Annotated in this window: 19 protein-coding genes; 5 read left to right on the top strand and 14 right to left on the bottom strand. The window is 59.5% G+C overall.

What is annotated here, in order from left to right:
- Window positions 1–309: a hypothetical protein gene (locus HUV26_RS12845; RefSeq protein ID WP_174410533.1), complete on the top strand. Its 309-nt coding sequence runs from the start codon at window positions 1–3 to the stop codon at window positions 307–309.
- A gap of 94 nt (window positions 310–403) precedes the next feature.
- On the opposite strand, the gene HUV26_RS12850 is transcribed toward HUV26_RS12845, so the two are convergent.
- From HUV26_RS12850 to HUV26_RS12885, 8 genes are all read right to left on the bottom strand, one after another.
- Complete coding sequence (locus HUV26_RS12850) at window positions 404–1,426, bottom strand: alpha-hydroxy-acid oxidizing protein (protein ID WP_174410534.1); 1,023 nt, start codon at window positions 1,424–1,426, stop codon at window positions 404–406.
- A 123-nt stretch (window positions 1,427–1,549) separates the two neighbouring features.
- Window positions 1,550–2,263 carry a FadR/GntR family transcriptional regulator gene (locus tag HUV26_RS12855; protein WP_174410535.1) on the bottom strand — a complete coding sequence of 238 codons (714 nt, stop codon included), beginning with the start codon at window positions 2,261–2,263 and terminating at the stop codon, window positions 1,550–1,552.
- 507 nt (window positions 2,264–2,770) lie between these two features.
- The gene (locus tag HUV26_RS12860; RefSeq protein ID WP_174410536.1) at window positions 2,771–3,334 is read right to left on the bottom strand and encodes a hypothetical protein; all 564 of its coding nucleotides are present in this window, start codon (window positions 3,332–3,334) and stop codon (window positions 2,771–2,773) included.
- 99 nt (window positions 3,335–3,433) lie between these two features.
- Window positions 3,434–4,087 carry a TetR/AcrR family transcriptional regulator gene (locus HUV26_RS12865; protein WP_174410537.1) on the bottom strand — a complete coding sequence of 218 codons (654 nt, stop codon included), beginning with the start codon at window positions 4,085–4,087 and terminating at the stop codon, window positions 3,434–3,436.
- Between the two features lie 142 nt (window positions 4,088–4,229).
- Complete coding sequence (locus HUV26_RS12870; RefSeq protein WP_174410639.1) at window positions 4,230–4,958, bottom strand: amino acid ABC transporter ATP-binding protein; 729 nt, start codon at window positions 4,956–4,958, stop codon at window positions 4,230–4,232.
- Window positions 4,959–4,994: 36 nt separating this feature from the next.
- Complete coding sequence (locus HUV26_RS12875; RefSeq protein ID WP_174410538.1) at window positions 4,995–5,666, bottom strand: amino acid ABC transporter permease; 672 nt, start codon at window positions 5,664–5,666, stop codon at window positions 4,995–4,997.
- 98 nt (window positions 5,667–5,764) lie between these two features.
- A complete protein-coding gene (locus tag HUV26_RS12880) occupies window positions 5,765–6,505 on the bottom strand; it encodes a transporter substrate-binding domain-containing protein (protein WP_174410539.1) in 741 nt (246 codons plus the stop codon).
- Window positions 6,506–6,924: 419 nt separating this feature from the next.
- Window positions 6,925–7,809: a LysR family transcriptional regulator gene (locus tag HUV26_RS12885; protein WP_174410540.1), complete on the bottom strand. Its 885-nt coding sequence runs from the start codon at window positions 7,807–7,809 to the stop codon at window positions 6,925–6,927.
- A 100-nt stretch (window positions 7,810–7,909) separates the two neighbouring features.
- Here HUV26_RS12885 and HUV26_RS12890 point away from each other — a divergent pair, with 100 nt between their 5' ends.
- Window positions 7,910–8,347, top strand: a complete 438-nt coding sequence (locus tag HUV26_RS12890) for a PACE efflux transporter (RefSeq protein ID WP_174410541.1) — start codon at window positions 7,910–7,912, stop codon at window positions 8,345–8,347.
- Window positions 8,348–8,448: 101 nt separating this feature from the next.
- Here the strand turns inward: HUV26_RS12890 and ald are convergent, their stop codons facing one another.
- On the bottom strand, window positions 8,449–9,555 hold the full coding sequence (gene ald, locus HUV26_RS12895) for an alanine dehydrogenase (RefSeq protein ID WP_174410542.1): 1,107 nt from the start codon (window positions 9,553–9,555) through the stop codon (window positions 8,449–8,451).
- Between the two features lie 773 nt (window positions 9,556–10,328).
- Complete coding sequence (locus HUV26_RS12900) at window positions 10,329–10,622, bottom strand: integration host factor subunit alpha (protein ID WP_174410543.1); 294 nt, start codon at window positions 10,620–10,622, stop codon at window positions 10,329–10,331.
- Between the two features lie 726 nt (window positions 10,623–11,348).
- Here HUV26_RS12900 and HUV26_RS12905 point away from each other — a divergent pair.
- The 3 genes from HUV26_RS12905 to HUV26_RS12915 all read left to right on the top strand — a co-directional run bounded on the left by HUV26_RS12905 (window position 11,349) and on the right by HUV26_RS12915 (window position 14,263).
- Window positions 11,349–12,422, top strand: a complete 1,074-nt coding sequence (locus tag HUV26_RS12905) for an elongator complex protein 3 (RefSeq protein WP_243451386.1) — start codon at window positions 11,349–11,351, stop codon at window positions 12,420–12,422.
- A gap of 272 nt (window positions 12,423–12,694) precedes the next feature.
- On the top strand, window positions 12,695–13,480 hold the full coding sequence (locus HUV26_RS12910; protein ID WP_174410544.1) for a tetratricopeptide repeat protein: 786 nt from the start codon (window positions 12,695–12,697) through the stop codon (window positions 13,478–13,480).
- An 81-nt stretch (window positions 13,481–13,561) separates the two neighbouring features.
- Window positions 13,562–14,263 (top strand): class I SAM-dependent methyltransferase, encoded by a 702-nt coding sequence (locus HUV26_RS12915; RefSeq protein ID WP_174410545.1) that lies wholly within the window; start codon window positions 13,562–13,564, stop codon window positions 14,261–14,263.
- Between the two features lie 120 nt (window positions 14,264–14,383).
- Here HUV26_RS12915 and HUV26_RS12920 read toward each other — a convergent pair whose 3' ends face one another.
- The 4 genes from HUV26_RS12920 to HUV26_RS12935 form a co-directional block, all read right to left on the bottom strand.
- Entirely contained in the window at window positions 14,384–17,110 is a 2,727-nt protein-coding gene (locus tag HUV26_RS12920; RefSeq protein WP_174410546.1) for a methyl-accepting chemotaxis protein, read from the bottom strand.
- Window positions 17,111–17,499: 389 nt separating this feature from the next.
- On the bottom strand, window positions 17,500–18,270 hold the full coding sequence (locus HUV26_RS12925; RefSeq protein WP_174410547.1) for a DUF4197 domain-containing protein: 771 nt from the start codon (window positions 18,268–18,270) through the stop codon (window positions 17,500–17,502).
- Between the two features lie 74 nt (window positions 18,271–18,344).
- Entirely contained in the window at window positions 18,345–19,640 is a 1,296-nt protein-coding gene (locus HUV26_RS12930) for a protein-tyrosine phosphatase family protein (RefSeq protein ID WP_174410548.1), read from the bottom strand.
- Entirely contained in the window at window positions 19,640–22,111 is a 2,472-nt protein-coding gene (locus HUV26_RS12935) for a PEP/pyruvate-binding domain-containing protein (protein WP_174410549.1), read from the bottom strand. Before HUV26_RS12935 ends, HUV26_RS12930 begins: the two co-directional genes overlap by 1 nt.
- Window positions 22,112–22,170 lie beyond the last annotated feature (59 nt).

Genomic DNA, 22,170 nt, shown 5'->3' on the forward strand with positions numbered 1-22,170 from the left:
ATGCTTCAGCCGATCAATGAACTGCGCAGATTTCATCATCAGGTGTATGAGGTGGGAGTCTTTGATCCCGACCTCATGTATGTGGAATGCAAACATTGCGGGCGTCCCGTGCTGTGGAGCAAAGGGCGTACCTCGGAGATTCTGAAGGGAGTGGATGTGGCGCGCGCGGAACTGGACGCCTCATGCATGATTCTGACCCACGGCTGTCCTCGTTGTGAACCGGGTGAGCGTCAGTTCCGGTTGCAGATCATCCGTGTGGACGGAGGATATGCCGAGGATGCCAAGGAGCAGCTCGTGGCCCATGCCTGAACAGGCATATAGGGCCGGAGTTTCCCGTGGCTTCTGAAAAAGGCCGCTCCCCGAACGGGGGGCGGCCTTTCCTGTTGACAGGGGAGAGCGGCGGCTACTGGCCCAGCACATCCACCAGAATTTCCGGGGTGGCGTCCGCAAGGCTCTTGCAGCCCGTGAGCACCATGGCGGCGAGCAGTTCGCCCTGCAGTTGCTGAATGTATTTGCTGGCGCCTTCCTCCAGTCCGCCCACGGTAGCAATGGAGAAGGGGCGGCCAATGAGCACGGCATCCGCACCCAGCGCGACCATTTTAAGCACGTCTGCCCCGGTGCGCACGCCGCCGTCCACCAGCACGGTAATGTCTTTGCCCACGGCCTGCGCAATATCAAACAGCACATGCGCGGTGCCGGGGGTGTGATCCAGAACGCGCCCGCCATGGTTGGAAACCACTATGGCGCTTGCGCCCACGTCTACAGCGGCCTTGGCGTCATCCACGCACATAATGCCCTTGAGGATGAATTTGCCGGGCACGCGGCCGATAATTTCCTTGAGCTTGGCGGGAGACTTGGGAGAAACGGGTCGGCCCATCTTGGCAAGGGTGATGAGACCGGCAGCGTCAATATCCATGCCGAAGATTTTGCAGCCTGTCTCTGCTGCCTTGTCCAGCTTGGCGTAGAGCTCTGCGTCTTCCCACGGCTTGATAAAGGGTATGCCCTTGCCGTTCACTTCTTTGATGGCGGCAAAACCCGCCTCGTGAATGAAGGGGGGCACGCCGTCGCCGGTACAGCCTATGATGCCGTTGGCAACGCAGGCCTTAAGCTTGCCGGCGATGTATTCATCTTCCGTGACCTTGCCGCCCATGTTGAACGAAACACCGCCGATGGGGGCGGCGATAACCGGAATGGCAAGGTCAACTCCCAGCACTTCGGTCGTGGGATTGGGCGTGGTGATGGAGTGGATGAGGCGCATGCGCAGTTTGTAGTCTGCAAGGGCTTCCACGTTGGCGGTGAAGGAAGAACCCGTTCCAAGGCCGCCCATGCCGGGCACTTCGCCCGCGCAGGCCTTGCCGTTGCAGACGGGACAGACGCGGCAGAAACCTTTCATGCGTTCGCGTGCAGTGGTGCGCACATCTTTCATGATTCAATTCTCCTGATTACAAAACGTTATCCGCAAGTATCTACTGTGTTCCAAGGCAGGGCAGGCGCAGAGCGCATATGCCGGACCGTAAGCGTCCGGTTCGTTTTCACGCTCCCGGGCACTTCAGGAGTCACCGTCAAATACCAGCCCCTGCACCTCTGAAAGATGCTCCCGCATGGTAAGTTCCGCCGTATCCGGGTCGCCTGCTTCAATGGCTTCCAGGATACGGCGGTGCGCCTGCAAGGATGCGATGCGGCGTTCCTCGCTTTGCAGGGATTGGTTGCGGGTTTCCGCCAGTTTGGACTCGGCGCGGGTCACCACGTCCAGAAACAGCGGGTTGCCGGTAGCCATGGCGATGAGTTGATGAAAGTGCAGGTCAGCATAGCCTGTGTTTTCATCTCCCTCGCATTCCATCTCCTGCATGGAGAGAAGTTGCCGCAGAGCTTCCAGATGCCCCTGTGTGCGCGATTCCGCTGCCAGCCGCGCAATCTGCGGTTCAATGGCCTGCCGGAACTGAAAAAGCTGCCACAGCCGCACCCTCTGCTGTGTCATCACCTCGGCAAAGGGGGCCAGCAGATCCCCTCCGGGCGGAAGCGACACGTAGGTTCCATCGCCCCGGCGGCTTTCCAGCACGCCGTTTTCCTGCAAGGCGCGTATGGCCTCGCGCAGGGAACTTCTGGAAACCTTAAACACTTCAGCGAGTTTGCGTTCCGGAGGCAACTTGTCTCCGGGCTTTATTTCGCCGGACTCCAGCAGTTCGCGGATGCGTTCCACAACGCGCTCGTAAATTTTCGTCTGCCCTGTCGTGCCAGCCAGATCGGGATTGTGCGTATCCATAGCCCCTCGGCGTGGCGACCAGTCTTCCGGCAGTGGTTGATTGGTCAGACCACACTGTACATGCATTGCGGATAAAATACCAGAACCGAATCCGTGCCGCAGAAGGCATGCGGCATGGTGCTTTCTTTGCCATTTGCAGTGCGCAGAGGGTACGGCGTGGTGTTGCCGTACAAGGCGCTTACAGCATTGACAGAGAGTGCCACATTTAGTGCTACCAGAGGGCTGAGAAAAAGCAATCATTATATGGGGTAATATTGAAAGGAAGATATTCATTCCGCAATGCGGAAGCACGGGGAAGTGCGGGCATGGGGGCTGTGCGATGGCCAAACCATGCCCGCACGTTGCATTCCGGGACGGGTTATTTCTTATGTTCTTCCCTGCCTGCCTGCCTGCACGCCTGTCTGGCTGTCTGCCTGTGCATGGCCTGCGGCAAGAGCGTGTTTTTCGTGCGTATGGCTACGTTGCCGCAACACGCGCAGGGTGAGCGGAAGACGGGTGCGGAAACAGCTACCCTCTCTGCTGTCTGAAGGCACGGTCCATGGTGGCTATGCTCAGCATGTTTGCCCCGTGTGCCACGGCATCAAAGATATCCCTGTCTTCCCATCCTGCAGTTCGTGCTTCGGCAAGGCTTTGCGCCGGTATGCCCTGCTGCGCGACCACAGCCTGTGCCACAAGGCGCAGGAGCAGCTGTTCGTGGTCTTCCAGCGCGCCTTCGCCGGAAAGGGCAGGAAGGTCTGCGGGGGCGGCGGCGTGGTCGTACAGGGCTTCAAGGTCCGGCTTGTTCATGCCGCAACGTTGCAGCAGTGCGCTGTTATACTCCGTGCAGCAGCCGTACCCCAGCGAGCGCGCCACGGTGTAGCGGATGGCGGCCAGCAGCGGAAAGCTGAGCGCGGGGTGCGATGTGTAGTGGCGAATGAGCTCAAACTGCTTTTCCAGCAGATGCGGACTGGCGGAAAAAAGCTGCAACGGCTCCGGAACGGACGCGGGCGAAGGAAAGGCTGCGTAGATCTTCTGCACAGATTCGGGGGCGGCGGCAACGTCTTGCGGGGTGGTGAAACGGATGGAATACATGGAGACTCCTTGGTAGTAGACTGGTCGTCTTGTTAAAGTGTACACAAAACCGGGCGGCAAGCCGCACGGCAACCTGGGAGCAGGTCTGTCCGGAACATCTTATAGGCAGGCTTGGCCGCCAGACTGGTTGGCAGGCAGGGTTGCAGGCTCGGCGTCAGACCGGGAGGTAACTGGCCGGGAGAGCAGAATTTCCGAGAAAAAACGGCGGCAGAGGATAAGCGGGTCAGCGGAGCGGGTCACCTTCATGCGGATAATGGCCCCGTGCCAGCAGGAAACCAGAAAATAGGCTGTCTCCGCAGGATCAAGATCGGCCCGTATTTCTCCTGTCTCCTGTCCCTGCCGGATAAGGTGCTCAAAGCCCTTTGCCATGCGGTCCATGGCGGCACGCAGGTGCTGCTGGAACGGTTCCGAAAGCCCGCCCATTTCCTGCGCAAGATTGCCTATGGGGCAGCCGCGTGTGCAGCCGTGCTGACGGAAGTAGTCTTCAAAGGTGCTCAGTATGGTCTGGATGCGTGTGAAGGCAGAGAGCGAGGTGTCGCGTGCAATACGCAGAAATATCTGGCCGAAACTGGCGGAAAAATGGTCCACCACCGCAAGGCCGAAGGCTTCCTTGCTTTTGAAATAATGGTAGAAGGACCCCTTGGGCACACCGGCTGCCTCCAGAATCTCCTTGAGCCCTGTGCCCGTGAAGCCTTGGCGGTGGATAAGCTCCGCCCCTGTCTCAATAATGCGTTGCCGTGTTTCTTCGCTCATGGACAAGCTATTAGACCAGTCGTCTAGTCAGCGTCAACAAAAAACTCTACCGGCATCTCGCCACACAGACGCATATGCCGCGCAGGGGGCTATTGCTGTCTTCAGCCACGTGGCCGAAGGCGTTGCAGGCGGCGCACTGCGTCTAGTGCGCCACCACCTTGCCCAGAAAATCCTTGAGCCGGGGATTGGACGGATTGCTGAAGAACGTGGCCGGGTCGCCTTCCTGCTGAATGACACCCTGATCGATGAAGATAACGCGGTCAGCCACTTCGCGGGCAAAGTTCATCTCGTGCGTCACCACCACCATGGTCATGCCTTCGGTTGCCAGCTTCTTCATAACGTCCAGCACTTCGCCCACCAGTTCGGGGTCCAGTGCGGAGGTGGGTTCGTCAAACAGGATAACCTTGGGCGACATGGCCAGCGAACGGGCAATGGCCACGCGCTGTTTCTGCCCGCCGGAAAGCTGGTCCGGGTAGCTGTTGGCCTTGTCCGGCAGGCCCACCTTTTCCAGCAGCTTCAGGGCAATGGCATCCGCTTCGGCGCGGGATTTGCGCCGCACCTTCACAAGGCCGATGGTCACGTTCTGCAAGACAGAAAGGTGCGGGAACAGGTTGAACTGCTGAAAGACCATGCCCGCTTCCGAGCGAACGTAGTTGATGTCGGTTTCCGGGGCGTACAGGTCGTGCCCGTCTACCACAATGGTGCCGGAGGTGCGTTCCTCCAGCCTGTTGATGCAGCGCAGCACTGTGGATTTTCCCGATCCGGAAGGCCCGAGAATAACCACCACTTCGCCCTGCCGGACGGAAAGATTAATGCCTTTCAGCACCTCGGTGTCGCCGAACCGTTTGTGCAGGTCGCGTATTTCTATCATGGGTCTGTGGGTAGCATTGTTCATGGCAGGTGTCCCCTATCTGGAACCGCGCTCGGCGAGTTTGCGTTCATACATGCGCAGCACCTTGGCGATGGAAAGCGTCATGCACAGGTAGACAAGGGCAACGGTGAGATACACCTCAAAAGAACGGAAGTTCACCGCCACAATTTCCTGCCCCTGCCGGGTCAGTTCCGCCACGCCTATGACGGTGAGCAGCGAGGTATCTTTCAGGCTGATGATGAACTGGTTGCCCAGCGGCGGAATCATGCGGCGGAATGCCTGCGGCCAGATGATGTAGAGCATGGTCTGCATGCGGGTAAGGCCGATGGAGCGGCCCGCTTCTGCCTGTCCGGTATCAACCGATTGAATGGCGCCACGCACAATTTCCGCGATATAGGCACCGGAGTTTACGGCAATGGTGATAATGCCCGCCGTAACCGGGGCTATGCGCATGCCTGTGGCCAGCGGAACGCCGAAATAGAGAAACAGGGCCTGCACCACCATGGGCGTGCCCCGGATGATTTCAATGTAGGTGAGCGAGAGGTACCGGGGCAGGGCGGGGCGCGATATGCGCATAAGACCGGCGGCAACGCCGATGAAAAAGCCGAACAGAAGCCCGACCACGGTAAGGTATATGGTCATCTCCACGCCTCTGGTGAGCAGGGGCAGGGTTTCCCACATTACGTCGCTTTTAAACTGAAAAGCCATGAACATTCAGCCTTTGCTTGCGTGTAGAGAAGGTGCGCGTTGTACGGAGAAAGGATACGGGCGCGGCAACCGCGCCCGTATCCGCAGGGGGTACGAAACTAGTTCTTGGCAGGCGCGAAGCCGAACCACTTAATGTACATCTGTTCGTAGGTGCCGTCAGCCTTCATGTCGGCAAGGGCCTTGTTCACGTCGGGAACGAGCTTGGAACCCTTGGGGAAGCCGATGCCGTAAGCCTGACCCTGATAAGTGGGGCCAACAACCTTGACCTGACCCTCATACTTGGAGGCAAAGTCCATGACCACGGGCATGTCAAAGATAACCGCATCGGCACCGCCGGAGAGCAGTTCCATGAACATGCCGTCGTTGTTGGGGAAGAGCTTCACCTTTTCTTTCTTGGCAAAGGTGTAGGCAAAATCCACGCTGGAGGTGGCAAGCTTGGTGGCTATGGTGGCATCCTTCAGGTCTTCAATGCCGTTCACAGCGGTGTTGTCGGCCTTCACCAGCAGGGACAGACCGGAATCATAGTAGCCGTCGGAGAAATCCACCACTTCCTGACGCTCAGGCTTGATGGTAATGCCGGCCACGGCTGCGTCAATGCTCCCGGCCTGCAGGCCGGGGATGATGCCGTTAAAGTCCATGGGCTGGAAGGTGAATTCCAGATTCAGGCGCTTGGCGATCTCCTTCCACATGTCAATGTCGAAGCCGACGTACTCGTCGCCTTCCTTGTACTCGAAGGGCTTGAAGTTGGTGTCATGCGCCACAATCAGCTTGTTGGCAAAGGCGGCGGTAGACATGCCCAGAGCGACGAGAACGGTCAGGACTGCAAGTAAACGTTTCACGCGAATACCTCCTCAGGAACGGGTTAGGGACAGTTGTTCATGCCGGTGTGCCGGTGCATGAAGATTACCGGTGCAACGATCATCGCTTCCTCTGTGCCCAGAGGCGTCATGCTCCGCGTTCGTGGAGAATGACATTAACAGATAATTGTTGCCAGAAAAGTGCGACAAAATCAATCCAAAAGCCCTGTCGACAGCGCATTTGCGCAACGTAGCACAGCACTCTTTGCGTGCAGAAAACGCTCCCGCACCATCGTTTTTTACAGACGAAAATGGCCCGAAACGATGCGGACACCACGCACGTAGACAGGGCCATACGCCGCAATCAGATGTGCCTTCGCCACAGCCAGATGTGCCTTCGCCACAGCCAGATGCGCCCTGCGCAGCAATCGGATGGCACATGCCGACGTCGGTGCGTGCGGTCAGCGGATTGTCATAATCTCCGTAAGCGTGTCGCGCAGCCAGCGCCCCGCAGGGCCAAGGGGCCGGGTGGGGGTCCACATGATATAGGCCGGAGCACCGTGCGGAACGGGATGAAACGCAAAGTGCAGCCGCACCAGCCGCTGCTCGGCAATATCCTGCTGCATGGCATGCTCCGGGAGAAAGGCCCATCCGGTGCCGTTGCGCACAAGCGCGTGTATGGCCGGGTTGCCGTCGCACCACCAGGGGCGGTGTGCCACGCGCTCGTCCACGCAGCGTTCTCCGCCCCGGCTGGAAACGATGATCTGCCGGTGGGGAGCCACATCCTCGCGGCTCAGGTCGCCGCGCCCCGCAAGGGGGTGGGCGGGCGAAGCCACCGGAATGAACCGCACGGTATGCACCAACTGCGCAGGGGCAGAAACCGGAAGGGGCGCAAGGGGCACAATGTAGCCCAGATCAGCCCTGCCGCCTGCTACCATTTCGCCTATGTCGCCCAGCGCGCCCATGAGCATCTCCAGTTCCACGTCCGGCCATTGGCGGCCGAAATGCCGGAGCACGGAGGCGGCAACGTCTTCCGGTATCAGGTCGTCTGCCGCAAAGGTCACGCGGCTCTCCGTGCCGCCTGCAAGACCTGCCGCAAAATGCTCCAAGCGGGTGCACGATTCCATGGCCTGCACGGCCTCGCGCAGAAGGGCGGAGCCTGCCAGCGTCAGTTCCGGTTTGTGCCCTGCCCGGTCAAAAAGCGTGACGCCAAGGTCGATTTCCAGGTTGGCAATGGCCGTGCTCACGGCTGACTGAGCGCGTCCGAGCTGGCGCGCCGCAGCAGAAAAAGAGCCTGCTTCGGCTGCCGTAACAAATGTTTTCAGTTGATCAATGGAGAATGGCATTTGCCATGTCTATCTGAAAATTCGATGGACTTCAACTTTATCCATCTTGGCCTGAGCGCTATATCCCCCGTGGTCCGCAATGGCGGAAAAGGAGTGGTCTATGCGTTCCGGATGGGACAGATTGCGACATGCCGTACTTTTTGAGGTGGTGGCCCTGCTGCTGGTCACGCCCGTGGCGGCGCGTATCATCGGTACGGAAATGGGAAAGACGGCGCTGTTCGCCGTGGGCATGAGCACGCTGGCTATGGTGTGGAACGCCGCATACAACTGGCTGTTCGACATGTCGCTGCTTCGTTGCGGCAGGCCGCTGCAGCCGCGCGGGTTCCGGGTGCGGGCGGTGCATGCGGTGCTGTTCGAGGCCGGGCTGTTTGCGGCAGCCGTCCCCTTTGCCATGGCTATGCTGGATCTGGATGTCTGGCAGGCCGTGCTGGCAGAAATTGGGCTGGCAAGCTTTTATATGGTGTTCGCCTACCTGTACAACTGGGCATATGACGTGGTTTTTCCCGTTCCCGTGGCAGCGTGCGTGTCCGGCGAATAGCTATGGCCGCCGTTGGCGGCAGCAAACGGATAAGGCCCCGTCCGGTAGTCGGACGGGGCCTTTATCGTGTTCGGTCTGTCGAGTGCTCTAGGGCCTGCCTGTTACAGCAGCGCCTCGTCAGGCGTAATGGCAGCCATGCCAAAGGCGGCACCCACGGCAGGACAGGTCAGCTTGCCCTTGTAGGTATTCAGTCCCAGCGCCAGCGCGCGGTCCTTGCGCAGGGCATCCACGCCGTGGTTGGCTATGGCAATGGCATAGGGCAGCGTCTGGTTGCCAAGGGCAAGGGTGGAAGTGCGCGGCACGGCTCCGGGCATGTTGGCCACGCCGTAGTGGACCACGCCGTCCACAACGTAGGTGGGCTGATCATGGGTGGTGGCCTTTATGGTTTCCACGCAGCCGCCCTGGTCAACAGCCACGTCCACGATGACGGAGCCTTCCTTCATGGTCTTGAGCATGTCGCGGGTGATAAGGTGGGGAGCCTTGGCACCGGGAATGAGCACGGCTCCGATGACCAGATCGGCCTTTTTCACCCATTCGCGTATGTTGGGTTCCGTGGAGGTAATGGTGGTAATGCGTCCGCCGAACACATCATCAATATATTGCAGGCGGCCATGGTTCACGTCCAGAAGGGTGACATTGGCCCCAAGTCCCACAGCCATCTTGGCCGCGTTAATGCCTACAACGCCGCCGCCCAGGACCACCACCTGCGCCGGCGGAACGCCGGGAACGCCACCCAGCAGCACGCCGCTGCCACCCATGGGCTTTTCAAGAAATTTAGCGCCTTCCTGCGTTGCCATACGCCCAGCCACTTCAGACATGGGGGTGAGCAGGGGCAGGGCTCCGTTGGGCAGTTGCACGGTTTCGTAGGCAATGCCGGTTGTGCCGGAGGCGAGCAGAGCATCGGTCAGCGGTTTGTCGGCTGCAAGATGCAGGTAGGTGAAGAGCAAAAGCCCTTCGCGCAGGTACTTGTATTCCTTGGCGATGGGCTCTTTCACCTTGTAGACCATGTCGGCGGACCATGCCTTGTCAACGTCCACCATCTGCGCGCCCGCAGCCACGTAGTCCTCATCGGGGCAGCCGCTGCCCACGCCCGCACCTGTCTCTACCAGAACGGTGTGCCCGCGGCGGACAAGGGATTCCACAGCACCGGGGGTGGCTGCAACGCGGTTTTCCAGTGTCTTGATCTCTTTCGGGATGCCAATGATCATGGGATTCTCCTTAATATGTCTGTGTTGAGGAGGGGTATCCCTGCTTCCATGTTCCGCCGTACCCCTCTGCGCAACGCTCCAGCTTTGCTCCAGTATGTACATGGCTGGAGTATGGCAGACAAGGAAAAATAACGTTTTTGTCTGAAAAGCGGGAAAATTTAATTGGATCGTGTGAATCTTTTAGCAATTTTGATGAATGACGCATGTGAAGCAAGTGCCGCTCCTTCATTGGCAGGTGGCGCGCCAGAAGTGCCGCCTTGCAGGCTTACAGCAGTGCGTCATGGCGGGCGGCAGAGAGAATTGCAGAAGTTTGCAGCACTGCCATGATTTTCGGTTCTTTTGCGGATACAATCACTTTGCGAACGCTAAAATGCAAAAGTGCATTTGTAAAACGGGGTGTTTTGACCGGAGTGTGTTGAGCGGAATGGCAATGCGGATGATGCCGTATGCTGTCGATGTTCCGCGCTTCGCATGCAGCGGTGGCATCCGGAAAAAATCCGCCAGAAGCCGCCAAATTTTGCCGGAATCTTCTGGAATCTGCCGTATTCTGGTGGAATCTGCCGGAGCCTGAACGAGTTGCCCGCAGGCGGTATCGCGCGCGCGTGGGGAGGGGGGGGAAGCAGCGAACCCCGCCGGAGCGGGGTTCGAAATGAAGCAGATGGGGGCGTGCCCGGCACCTTGCCCGGCAGAAAGCCTGATGCCGTGCAGGCATATCTTGCCTCACTGCACAGGTCTGTCTTCCGGTCGGCACCCTGCATGGCGCCTTGCGGTGCCTACGCGTCGTTCAGTTCAGAGCGGAACTTGCGGGAGAGGCGAAAAACCACAACCTTGCGCGGGGGCAGGGTAATGGTTTCGTCCGTCTGGGGGTTGCGTCCCTTGCGCGCCTTTTTGTCATAGGCTTCAAACTTGCCGAAGCCGCTGACGAGAAGCGAGTGGTCTTTTTTTATGGCGCCTTTCATGATTTCGAGCAGGGACTCGACAATATTCTTCACCTCTGCACGGTTTCTGTCAGTCTGTTCGTAGATGGAATCCACGATATCCGCTTTGGTGAGCGTCTTTCCGTTCATAATGTCCTCCCGGTTGTCCGGTCAAAACACGGTTAACCAAGTTGATGCCGTCTGTGAGGGCAAGACCCTTCAGACCCGGCTGGGTACTCGTTCGTGGACCAGTGCTTCGGGCGTAAGCGGTTCGGTTGCGGCAGTTGCCGCGTCAGTACCGGCACCGTGTGCCCGCGCGTTGTTATAAAAACTCTTCCGGATACGGCCTGGCATGCTGCCCATTGCGATATCCGGTAACTATGTAAAGGCCATCCGCTGAAAGGTGTGTCGTGTTCCATTGTCCGGAAAATCCCCCGTAATGCGGGGCAGCCTGATGCAGGAGAGGGTGATAATGATATCCTTTCTTATCTCTCTAGACTTTTCTAAGATTTCAGGCTTGTTAGGCTGGAATTACCTTTTTGTGCGGTTTTACAGACCATGTACTGGTTATATACACAATATAGCGGTGTATTACAAGTTTTTTTTGTTTCATTCTTGCATGTTACGAGAAACGCTTGTGCACAATTTCACGCACGGCCAATGCAATGGGGCAAGAGCGTTGCGGGATGTACCCGTCATGCTGTTTGCTCTGCCCAGTGCGTTGGTGCATCCTGCCCGTGGGTTTTGCAGTTTGCTTTGACGGAACCGGTTATGCCCGTTATAGTGTGCTTTGCGCCCGTTCATGCCGCCATGCCGGGCAACTATATGTAACCACTTGTTGTTTCTACACCTATTCATACTATTTGGTTGTACGGCATGACTATTTCGAGTGGTATTATTTTCTCGCATCCAGAGGCCGCCGCAAGAGCGCACTGCGCAGGCGCACCGGATATCCTGCCTTTTTTCATGCCCTTTGCCGGTTGCAAAACCCGTTGCCTCTATTGCGCCCAGAACATGCAGACCGGCATGGCTTATGCTGCCGGGGCGCATGCGCGGGAGGCAGAGCTTCAGGCGGCCAGTGTCCGGCTGCGTGACCTGCTGACCGAAAGGGCGCAGCGCAACGCGCAGGCAGTGGAGCTGGCGTTTTACGGCGGCACCTTCACAGCCCTGCCCGATGACTGGCCAGAGCGGTTTCTGGCAGTTGTGCAGCCTTTCATGGAGGCAGGCAGCGTGCTCGGTGTGCGCTGCTCCACGCGGCCCGATGCGGTCAGCGTGCCGCAGCTGCTGCGCCTGAAGGCACTTGGTCTGCGCACCGTGGAGCTTGGCGTGCAGACGTTTGACAATGACGTGCTGGCGCGGAGCCTGCGCGGGTACGACGGCGAAACCGCCTCTGCCGCCTGCCGCATGGTGCATGAAGCCGGGCTTGGGCTGGGCATCCAGCTTTTGCCCGGGCTGCCCGGGCATACCCCGGCGATGCTGGCAGGAGATATGCGTGCCGCCTGTGCCCTGCGGCCCAAGACCATGCGGCTGTATCCCTGCGTAGTGGTGCGCGGTACCGGGCTTGCCCGGCTGTATGAGCGGGGCGAGTATGCCCCGTGGACTCTCGATACCGCCGCAGAAGCCTGCGCGTCTGCCCTGCGCGTGGCGTGGCGGCACGGGGTGCGGGTTATCCGCATCGGGGTGGCGCAGGAACCGTCGTTTACAGAAAACGTGCTGGCAGGCCCCTATCATCCGGCCTTCGGGTCCATGGTGCGGGGGCGTGCCCTGGTTCCCTATATTCTCCGGCGGGTAGAGGCCCTGGGGCGCGCCCCAAGGTTGCTCATGGCTCCGCAGGGTGTACGTGGAGAATTCTGGGGGTACCGGAGCGAATGCAGGCCGTTGTATGCTGCCGCAGGGCTGGAACCTTCCAAGGTCTGCTGGTGGGGGGCACAGGTGTTTTGCCTGCTGTAGTCACTCTGTTCCGGTTAGTGCGTCCGTCTTGCGTCATCTCGCCTCTCCGGGGCATCCGGCTCATTATATCCGGCTCATTATATCCGGCCATGCGTATCCTCTCGTGCGTATCCTTCATGCGTATCCGGCGTTTGGGTCTGTATTTGCCCTGTTGACCTGCGGCGCAAAAACCGACACTACTGTCCCTGCGGTACGGAACGGGCGGACACCTCGCGGGTGACGGGCCGGAAGTGAAGAATCAGAGGCCGGGGGGCCGTTATGGGGAGGAACGGATGGCAGATGATCAGGGACAGCAGAATACGCTTGAGATATTGCTGAAGAATTTCAAGCCCGCAGGATTCTTTTCCAGTGCGGGCAAAAGCACGACACATCAGAGTAAAAGCGCGGTAAACCAGCGGCAGATTCTATGGGCTGTGCGCACCCTTGCTTCGGGAGCCGTGGAGGTGGTGCCGCTGGTGGGCGGAATGCCTGCTCCCACATCCATGCGGCTTGCCAAGAAGGTGGAACGGCCCCGTTTTGCAGAGCAGTTCTGGCCGGAACCGGATATGTATGTGCGCGATGCCATGCATACGTTTGCGGGCAAACCCGAGCTTGCCGAATATCCGCAGACCGTTGCGGATACAACCCGGCGGTATCTGCCGCTTGTGCTGGTCTATCTGGCTACGGGACAGCGCGATAAAGCGGAAACCATCATCGATTTTCTGGTGCAGCACGGTGTGCCGCTCTGCGAAAAGCAGAAGAAGCTGCTCAACCGTGTGGCCGTGGAATTGCGGCGTGCGGGAGACACGGAAGGCGCGCTGGGCTGCTATGCCTCCATCCGTAAGTATTACGGGGAAGACGAGCACTTGCACTTCAACATCGCCCGTACCCTGTGGGATACAAAGCGGTTTGCCGAGTGTCTGGAGCATCTGGACAAGTGCCTCGCCATAAACCCGAATCTGACCGTAGCCCGGCAGTTCCGCGATAAACTGGCCGCCATCCTCGCCAAGGGCGGCAAAACCCCAAAAACCCCCAAAACCCCCATAGTGGTGGACAACAGCTTTTCCATAACCGGATAGCCGGGGTCTGTTACGGCCGCAGCAAGGCCATAACGGATTTGAGAAAAGCTCAGGGAAGTCATTCCTTTTCGGAAGGGAGCTATGTCTCAATCGTCCCATACTACGTCAGACGTTCGCATAAATCCGGGCATAGGGAACTATTTTCTCGGCGACCAGTACCGTTGCCAGGAGAAGTGTATTACCGAGGGGTTCTGGACGGCAGACCGTATAGCGGCAGAAGTTGATAACGGCTCAAGGCCGGTACTTGACTGGGCGTTGTCCTGCCTGCCTCTGGATACGCGCCTCTCAATACTGGACATCGGCTGTGGTCCGTCACAGAAAATGGCAAGCCGGCTCGGGCAGTATGATCATATTTCAGTAACAGGGCTGGATTCGGCTGAAGCAACGGCTCTGGCAAAGGCTTTTAATCCAAAAGGAACCTACCTTGCCTGCGATCTGGATTCAGATGAATCTATCGCGCAGGCTTCAGAAAAAATGACGCTTTTTGATGTTGTCTTTTGCTTTGACGTCATTGAGCACGTTCTTCATCCAGAAAAAATGCTTCAGCTCATCCGTTTGCATTCCCATAAGGATACCAAGATTTACATCACAACCCTTGAGCGTGATGTATCCAAAAATGCAGGCAGGCTGGATGAAGGATCCAGAAAGGCCGAGCATGTCAGAGAGTGGAATCAGCATGAGTTTCGTAGTTTTCTGGAATATATGGGCTTTGCCATTCATGAGGTAAAAATTACTCCCATGAAGTTTGAACAGCACTGTCAGACCATGCTGTGCTCCATTTGATCCGGTTCTAGGGACAAATGGCCCCGGCTTGTCCCAAACACCGCGCCATAACCGGAAATACTAAAAACCCCCGCACCAGCCTATTGCCGGTGCGGGGGTTTCTGTACTGTTCCGCATAGCCTATTCTTCCCGCATTACGCGGATAAGCTGCTGCAATTCTTCGGCCCGCTTGGCCAGTTCCGTAATGGCGCGGTTGGCCTCGTTCATGCCCCGGGCCGTCTCTGCGGCAATGCGGGTCACATCCTCCACCGCGCGGCCCACTTCCTCGCTGGTGGAAGACTGTTCTTCCGCCGCCGTGGCAATGGACTGCACCTGATCCGCCGTGCCGCTTATAGCGGTGACAATGGAGCGCAGGGTCTGGCCGGAGTTGGTCGCCAGCCCGGTAGAGGTTTCCACTGCCTGCGCGGCGCGGTTTACACCTTCTATGGAGAGCGATGCCCCCTGCTGTATGGCGGTAATGGCCTTGCCCACCTCTCCGGTGGCCTGCATGGTTTTTTCCGCCAGCTTGCGCACTTCGTCCGCCACCACGGCAAAGCCCCTTCCGGCCTCGCCCGCACGGGCGGCCTCTATGGCCGCGTTCAGCGCCAGCAGGTTGGTCTGGTCAGCAATGTCCTGAATAACGGTTATCACGTTGCCCACAGCGGCGGTCTGTCCGCCAAGGTTATCCATAAAGCCTTTAAGTTCAGCAGCCTGCGCGCGCATAACGGCAATGGAGGCGATAAGCTGCTCCACTTCCTGCTGGCCCTCGCTGGCCTGCTTGCGGGCTGTTTCGGCGTTGTCCGCCGCGCTGGCGGCATTGCGGGCCACGTCCATGGAGGTGGCGCTCATCTGTTCCATGGCCGCCGCCGTTTCCGAGGCGCGCTCAGACTGGCGGCTGGCCCCGGCAGAGGCACCCTGCACCTGCCCGGACAACGCCCCTGCGGACGAGGCAACCTGCTCGGCAATATGGATGGCGCGTGAAGCCACGGAGGCTATCTTCTCGTTCTTGGCCTGAATCTCCGCTTCCTGCGCCCGTATGGTGGTAAGGTCGTAGTACAGGGTAAACGCGCCTATCTGCCGGTTATCCAGATCGAAAATGGGCGTGGCGTTTACGTGCAGCACATGCTCCCTGCCTGCGGCGGCAATGGTCATTTCGCCCTCGGTTTTGCGGCGCGTGTCCAGTGCTTCGTCCGAGCGTGTCTTGCGGGATTCGTCATTGAAGAAGAACTTGCCCACGGTCTGCCCCATATAAGAGGCGGCGTCCCCGGTCTTGCCCGTGATTTCCAGAAGCCGTTTGCCCATGAAGGTGATGCGGCGGTCCGTATTCAGGGTCATACAGGGAAAACTGTCGGAAATGGCGTTGAGTATGCCCTGCGAGAACCCGAGGCGTGTCTTCAGTTCGCCCACCATGTGCTGGATGGATACCTTGAGCAGTTCCAGTTCCGCAGGAAAACTGCCGTCTATGGACGCCTTGAAGTCGCCATCGGCAACAGCCTTGGCGTAGGCGCCCAGTCGGTTCACAGGCCCCACAATGCGGGAAACCACGGTAACGGCGAGCACCGTGCCCGCAAGAATGAACACCAACAGCGCTATGCCGCCCGCCGCCACCATGGAGGTGCGGGTGCTGTCCGCCATGGCCTCCACCTCGCGGCTTATGCGCATGGCTTCGGCTTCATCCATCTGCGCCACCAGCGCCCAGCGCTGGCCCAGCACGTTCACGGGCTGCCAGGCGGCCAGGGTGCGCACGCCGCGGTAGTCTTCCGCAAAGCCCTGTCCGGTTTGGCCGCTCAGGGCCTCCTGCACCGGAGCGGTGCGGATGCTTTCCGCAAGCACATCCAGTTCCGTATCATGAAAGCGCGAGGAGGTCCGGCGTTTGCCGTCCGGGCCTACAAGATAGGTTTCGCCGCTCTCGCCCAGCCCGAAGGTGTCAAACTGTCCCTGATTAAGGAGCATGGCATTGAGGGACTTTACAGGAAGCGCAAAGGCGAGGGTGGCAACATACTGCCCGCCGTCGAACACAGGCGTTGCCATAAAGGCGGTAGGGGCGTTGCCCAGTGGTTCGTAAGGGGCAAAGTCGGTGCTGACTATGCTCTCTCTGCCGTTTTGTCCGGCTTCGTCCGCCAGAGCATAGGCTTTGGCGAGGCCGCTGTCTGCCAGCGGGCCGCCGGAGATGGTGGAAGCAAAGTCCGGTGCCTTGGTGACGGAGTAGAGCACCTGACCCGTACGCGGCAGAATAAGGTAGATGTCGCGGTAGCCGAACCGTTGCGCGTAGTCCAGAAACACGGGGTGAAAGCGCAGGTGGTTGTCGGTGTAGCCGGTGAATACGTTGTCCGCTTCAAGCAGTTCCTGCCTTTTGGCGTGGTCTGGCTGCGACTGGATGAACAGCTTCCACAGTACCACCGCGTTAGGGTCTGCCGGAACGTAGGCATCGGGCGGAGAGGGCCGGTACTCAGGGGCTATGGCCGAATGGGTGGCAAAGGAAGGCTGCGCCAGAAAAGCCGGGCCTGCCACAAGGGCGGCAAGCTCTTTGCGCAAAGGCTCTATGGCATCGGGTGGGGTTTCCGATTCGTGGCGCACGATTTCAAAATCGTAGGCAAAGGCCAGCGCGGCATCAATGGCGGTGCGCCCCTTGGCAAAGGTGGCAAGCTGGTCTTCCATGCCGCGCAGAAGGTCTGCCACCTGCACGGATTTTATGCCGCGCAGGGTGGCGAGCTGGCTCTGGGCGCGAGACTGCAGCGCCTGCGAGCTTGCCTCGCCCACTTCGGCCATGCCGCCCGAACCCATTTTCCACATGGTGGCGGCAATGCCCAGCATGCCCAGAACCATGACGGAAAGAACGCTGACAAGCAGTTGCTTTTTCAGTGTCATACTATTTCTGCCTTTCAGGAAGGTGCTTCGCCTGCCTGCTGCGGAAAGGGCCATTCCCTGCATATTCCGTCAGCCGTACAGGCGTTGTGCCCGTGCCACGTCCGGCCCTCCGATAGTGTGCGCACACTCTTGCTGCCGTCAGGCTCTGCAACCTGAAGACAGCGTATCCCATACATCGTGCGTGTGCGCGCATGTTCCGGGACCATGCTTCCCGGAAATAATATATCAGACGGCCATAGATGCACATGCAGCCCCCGTTGCAGACATCCGCCATAGAGAGGGGAGAATGTATGAGACGCAGTGCCATGTCAATGCCGCATTGTTCAATGCTGCAAAAGTGGCTTCAGCATCAGACAAGATACATTTTTGTAGGTTCCCGCCGTCCGTTTTTATTGCGAAACGGAACCGAACACCTTTTTCAGAATGTCTGAGGTGCGCGCCGCAGGGTTGGTCCGTATCTTGGCCTCTTCTTCCGCCATAATGGTAAATATGCCGTGTATGGTTTTATCCGTGACGTAGCCGTCCAGATCCATGGCAGATGCGTCCATGAGCGGACTCAGGCTTTTCAGCTTGCCAGCGTAATTCTTGTAGGCTCCTGTAACATTGGCCTTTTCGGTAGACTTCTCCACAATGGGGCGGATGCGCGTAGTCAGGTCGCCCGTGGTGGTGCGCTGAAAATAGCGGGTGGCAGCATCCTTGGGACCGTTCAGTATGGCGCGGGCATCGTCAAACGACATCTCGCTTATAGCCTTGTAGAAGATGGAGGCCGTTTCCGTGGTTGCCTGCTCCGCCGCGCTGTTCATGGTCTGAATGAAGTTGTCTGCAAGAGCGTCCTGCCCCAGCGAGCGGGCTATCTTTTCTCCTGCCTGCAGGTGCTGCGGCATGGGAATGCGGACAGAAGGCGTGTTCAGAAATCCCCCGTCCTTGCCCAGAAAGGAAACGGAGTTCCCCACGGTGGTGCGCAGGGCTTCCTTGAGTCCCTGTGCGATGTCGCCCGTGGAAAGTCCGGACTGCGCAGCCTGTGTTCCGGTGGTCTGGCTGCCGGGCATAACGGTCTGTTTGAGCGTGTCCATGATGCCCGCCCGTAGCGGGAGCACGGAAACAAGTAACAGGGCCGCGCACAGGGCGGCGCGGTGGATGAAGGGACGGTATACGCGCATGGAAGGTCTCCTTTAAGTGAGCGGAATAAGGTCAGCATGCGGAGCATACTGCGGATGAGGGGAGAGCGGTAGTATTATTCCGCCGAATCGGCAGAGGAGAGCGGGGTGCAGCAGACATCCTTGGCGCAGAGCATCTTCTGGAACACGGTCTGCACGTATTTGCCGGAAAGCACATCCGGCAGGGAAAAGCGCAGTGGGTCCGCTTCAGGCAGGTTGCCGGAAAGAGCTAGAAAAACCTGAGCGGAAAGTTCTTTCAGCGGCTCGACAAGCTGCTCCTGCCACAGGGCGGCGCTCTGCGTCTCCCCAAGGCCGAAGAGGCGGCACTTGAGCGGCCTGTAAGTGTAGAGCATGCACAGGTCGCTGCACACCGCGCCGTTCGGGTGGGCTTCCTGCGGCGCAGCCGACAGCTCCGCGTCATGGTCGTGCTGTTCCGCGTCATGGCCGTGCTGCGCCGGGGCATCCTCTTGGGGGGCGGCAGATTCCGTGTTCAGGGGACACAGCGTGTCTGCCGCAGAAAGGCAGTAATCTCCGGCAAGCCCCTTGCGCGCGTTCCGTTCTCTGCGGGAGGCATCCACGGCACGGCGGATGATCTCGCTGCGCTCCGTGGCGGGAATGAGCGTGTTTATGCGGCTGCTCAGCACCAGCGCCTCAATGAGGGTAAGCGAAACGGGCGATCGGCAGCACTGGCTGTGGTCGCGTCCGCAGCGCGGGAACGGCGGCAGGCTGTCCAGCGCGGTTTCCACCTGCGTTTCCAGCGCCAGATAGCTGGTAATGAACGGCGCAAGGTCCACCGTTTTACCGAACTCCAGCGAAGGTTCACACACGGTGAGGGGGGTGTTCTGCCTGCCATACCGGCGCACGGTGCGCCATTGGTCGTAGTTGGCGGGCTGGGAGCGCAGGCGTTTGAGCGTGCGCGCCGCAAGCTGGTGCCCCAGTCCCTTGCGCAGCAGGTAGGCGTTCAGCACGGTGCCCGTTCTGCCAATGCCGTGGCGGCAGTGCACATAGACGTGCTTGCCCAGAAAAAGGGCTTCATCCACCCACTCCAGCGCCTTGTCCAGCGCTTCCAGTTCCGGGGCTTCTTCGTCAATGATGGGAAGATGGTAGACCTCAAAACCGGCCTCCCGTTCTATATTGGCCAGTTCCGTCAGTTCATCGCACAGGTTAAGAATGCACTGTATGCCCTGCGCAGAAAGGGCCTTCAGGTGCGCGCGTGCGTGGGGAGCGGGCCCCGCGCCCAGATGCGACGTAACCCAGTGCACGGGAAACGCCGGGTCCGGCGCAGGCGTGCCCGAAGGCTCCACGGGACGCATAAAATCCGTAAGGCAGCGTTTAAGGGTGCACCCCAGTCTGTGCAGCAGCGTCTGTCCCACTATTCGCGGTTCTCCAGTGCGTCAAGGTCCAGCATGAACGCCTGTTCCGCCTCGTCAATCTGGTCATGGCGGGTCAGCCCCATATCCATCATGCGGGTGCGTGCGAGCAGAAGTCCCAGCAGGGCAAGTCGTTTCTGGATAACAGCATCCGTTTCCGCCGGGTGCCGTGCATCCAGCATGTCCCCCCGCGTGGTGACGGAAAAGCCGAACCGGGTAAGGATGCGTTCAATAAACGTCAGCCGCAGCACCCGTTGTTCCGGTCTGCCGCCGCCGCCCTTGAAGCGGAATTTGATGTAGTTCTGCCGGTCGTCCGGCCCGCAAAGGGTGTCTATGATTGAAAAATGGTAGCCCAGCCGCATCATCATGTGCATGTAGGTGAGTGAAAGAACAGCATAGCTTGCCAGTTGCGGCGAATCCGGGCTGATGATGCCGCCGCTTATGCGGTCCATTTCCTGCCAGTCCATGTGGCGCAGATGGGTGGGCCACTGCACCCGGTCGCTGGAAAGCCCGAACCAGAGCGCCCACATGGGAACGGAGCGGATATCGTCCGGCGTTATTTCCGGCTTGCCTGCTGCGGAATGGAAAAGACCATTTTCCAGATTCAGCAGGTACATGGAGATGGGCACCTCCGTGCGCAGCTTCCGCGCCCCTGCCAGCCCGCGTCCGGAGCGTCCCACAAGGGTGAACATCTCTTCCACGCCGCGCTCGTGGGCAAACCGCACCAGATCGTGCATAGACCGGCAGAACTCCGGCGCAAAGTTGTCTGCCAGCGGGTCGGTGAGGTTCAGCTTGGCAATGCGGGGCATAGCAGCGCCCAGCCGCCTCATGGCTCCCAGCGGGCGCGGGGTGACAAAGGTTTTCTCCGGCAGCGAGTCCGGCTTTCCGGTATGCACGGTGCCCCGCAGCCCGTCCACGGTTATGGTGCTCCCGTGCTGAATGGTATCAAGGCACCCCTCCGCTTCCACTATCACGGGCAGGCCGAACTCCCGCGCCACAGAGGCGAAATGGCTTGCCCTGCTCCCGCGTTCCGCCACCACGGCCGCAAGCCTGTCCATAACGCGGGAAAGCGCGGGGCCGAGGTTGCGCGTCACCAGCACGGTTCCGCGGGGCAGATTCTGAATGTCGCTGCACTGCGGAATAACCTGTGCCGTGCCCGCCGTAAGCGCCGCCGCACCCGCAGGCGTGGCAGAGAGCAGGGCGGGAAGGTCCGGCGGGCCAAAGGGCTCCTCCGGGCTTGCATCGACGGTGCTTATGGCCCGGCTTTGCACCACATACAGGCGGTTGCGGGTATCCATAACCCACTCCACGTCCTGCGGTGCCCCGAAGAGTGCTTCCAGCCGCATGGTATGTTCCGCCAGCCGTTTCAGCGTGGGCACGGGCACGGGAAAATCATCCTTCCGCGCAATAATCCTGTGCTGTGGCCTGCGCGAGAGCAGGGCCGTGTGCGCAGCTTCGGAACCGTCCACCAGTGCCTCGCCCAGCCCTTCCACGGCGTAGGCGGCAAGAACACCGTGCTCCCTGTCCGGTGCGGGCAGGTTATCGTGGCGTTCCGGGTCGCGGGTGTAAACCACGCCCGCGCAGGCGGCATCCACCATGGGCATTATGAGCACCGCCATGGGCGTTTCGGCGTCCGCAAGTCCGTGCATAATGCGGTAGGCAAGGGCACGCGGAGCATACTTGGAGGCCACCACGTTCTTCCACGCTTCCACAATGTCGGCGGCGGCCACATTGAGCTGCGAGGCATACTGCCCGGCAAAAGAGGCCTCGCCGTCTTCCGCCACGGCACTGGAGCGCACCGCCAGCAGCCTGCCCCCTGCCCCAAGCTCCATGGCCGCGATTTCTATCTCGTTGGCAATGGCTTCCGGCATGTCCGCTTCCTGAATAAGCAGCTGCATTTCATCCGCCAGCGCGGCAAGTTCCGCCGGGTCGGTGAGCCGTATCTGGCGCAGCCGCGCATCCAGTTGCGGGCGCAGTTCGTTGGCTTCTATGAAATAGTGGTAGGTGCTGGCCGCAACAACCATGGCGGGGGGCAGCGGCAGGTCGGTTTCACGGGCTATGCGCGCCAGATGCAGCGCTTTGCCGCCGGACTGATTCTCGTGCAGGTGGGCTTCTTCCAGCGGAAAGACAAAGGGCGGGGTTATTTCCGATTCCGGAACCGTTACCGCCATGCGCACGTAGAAATGAATCTTGGAAAAATAGTCCTGCAGGTCCATGTACCGGGTGGGTCCCATGGATTGCAGCTGCTCTATGAGTCCGCGCAGGTTTCTGCCCAGCTCCTCGCACAGCCATTCCACGCGTGCCCAGTCCGCATGTTCCCGCCCGTAGTGAATCTCCTCAAGGTCTGCAATGAGTTCAAGGCATCTGTCGTCCAGACGCAGCAGTTCCTTAAAGGCATTGTATTTGTTGCGCAGCAGGGTGCCGGGGGCAAAAGCCTGATACGTCCAGTGCAGGAAGAGTTCGCGAAACGACATGCCGTTCCCTGAAGGTTGGCCCGTCCCCCAAGCCCGGCATGGCGGGTGAACAGGTGTTG

This window comes from Desulfovibrio psychrotolerans (assembly GCF_013340305.1).
GTDB classification, from domain to species: domain Bacteria; phylum Desulfobacterota; class Desulfovibrionia; order Desulfovibrionales; family Desulfovibrionaceae; genus Halodesulfovibrio; species Halodesulfovibrio psychrotolerans.

What these genes read in the sequence shown, in the direction of transcription:
- HUV26_RS12860 (WP_174410536.1), bottom strand. Translation starts at nt 3,334, where the DNA reads ATGTATTCCATCCGTTTCACCACCCCGCAAGACGTTGCCGCCGCCCCC.
- HUV26_RS12870 (WP_174410639.1), bottom strand. Translation starts at nt 4,958, where the DNA reads ATGATAGAAATACGCGACCTGCACAAACGGTTCGGCGACACCGAGGTG.
- HUV26_RS12910 (WP_174410544.1), top strand. Translation starts at nt 12,695, where the DNA reads ATGGCAGATGATCAGGGACAGCAGAATACGCTTGAGATATTGCTGAAG.
- HUV26_RS12875 (WP_174410538.1), bottom strand. Translation starts at nt 5,666, where the DNA reads ATGGCTTTTCAGTTTAAAAGCGACGTAATGTGGGAAACCCTGCCCCTG.
- HUV26_RS12865 (WP_174410537.1), bottom strand. Translation starts at nt 4,087, where the DNA reads ATGAGCGAAGAAACACGGCAACGCATTATTGAGACAGGGGCGGAGCTT.
- HUV26_RS12890 (WP_174410541.1), top strand. Translation starts at nt 7,910, where the DNA reads ATGCGTTCCGGATGGGACAGATTGCGACATGCCGTACTTTTTGAGGTG.
- ald (WP_174410542.1), bottom strand. Translation starts at nt 9,555, where the DNA reads ATGATCATTGGCATCCCGAAAGAGATCAAGACACTGGAAAACCGCGTT.
- HUV26_RS12855 (WP_174410535.1), bottom strand. Translation starts at nt 2,263, where the DNA reads ATGGATACGCACAATCCCGATCTGGCTGGCACGACAGGGCAGACGAAA.
- HUV26_RS12900 (WP_174410543.1), bottom strand. Translation starts at nt 10,622, where the DNA reads ATGAACGGAAAGACGCTCACCAAAGCGGATATCGTGGATTCCATCTAC.
- HUV26_RS12885 (WP_174410540.1), bottom strand. Translation starts at nt 7,809, where the DNA reads ATGCCATTCTCCATTGATCAACTGAAAACATTTGTTACGGCAGCCGAA.
- HUV26_RS12905 (WP_243451386.1), top strand. Translation starts at nt 11,349, where the DNA reads ATGACTATTTCGAGTGGTATTATTTTCTCGCATCCAGAGGCCGCCGCA.
- HUV26_RS12850 (WP_174410534.1), bottom strand. Translation starts at nt 1,426, where the DNA reads ATGAAAGATGTGCGCACCACTGCACGCGAACGCATGAAAGGTTTCTGC.
- HUV26_RS12845 (WP_174410533.1), top strand. Translation starts at nt 1, where the DNA reads ATGCTTCAGCCGATCAATGAACTGCGCAGATTTCATCATCAGGTGTAT.
- HUV26_RS12920 (WP_174410546.1), bottom strand. Translation starts at nt 17,110, where the DNA reads ATGACACTGAAAAAGCAACTGCTTGTCAGCGTTCTTTCCGTCATGGTT.
- HUV26_RS12925 (WP_174410547.1), bottom strand. Translation starts at nt 18,270, where the DNA reads ATGCGCGTATACCGTCCCTTCATCCACCGCGCCGCCCTGTGCGCGGCC.
- HUV26_RS12935 (WP_174410549.1), bottom strand. Translation starts at nt 22,111, where the DNA reads ATGTCGTTTCGCGAACTCTTCCTGCACTGGACGTATCAGGCTTTTGCC.
- HUV26_RS12915 (WP_174410545.1), top strand. Translation starts at nt 13,562, where the DNA reads ATGTCTCAATCGTCCCATACTACGTCAGACGTTCGCATAAATCCGGGC.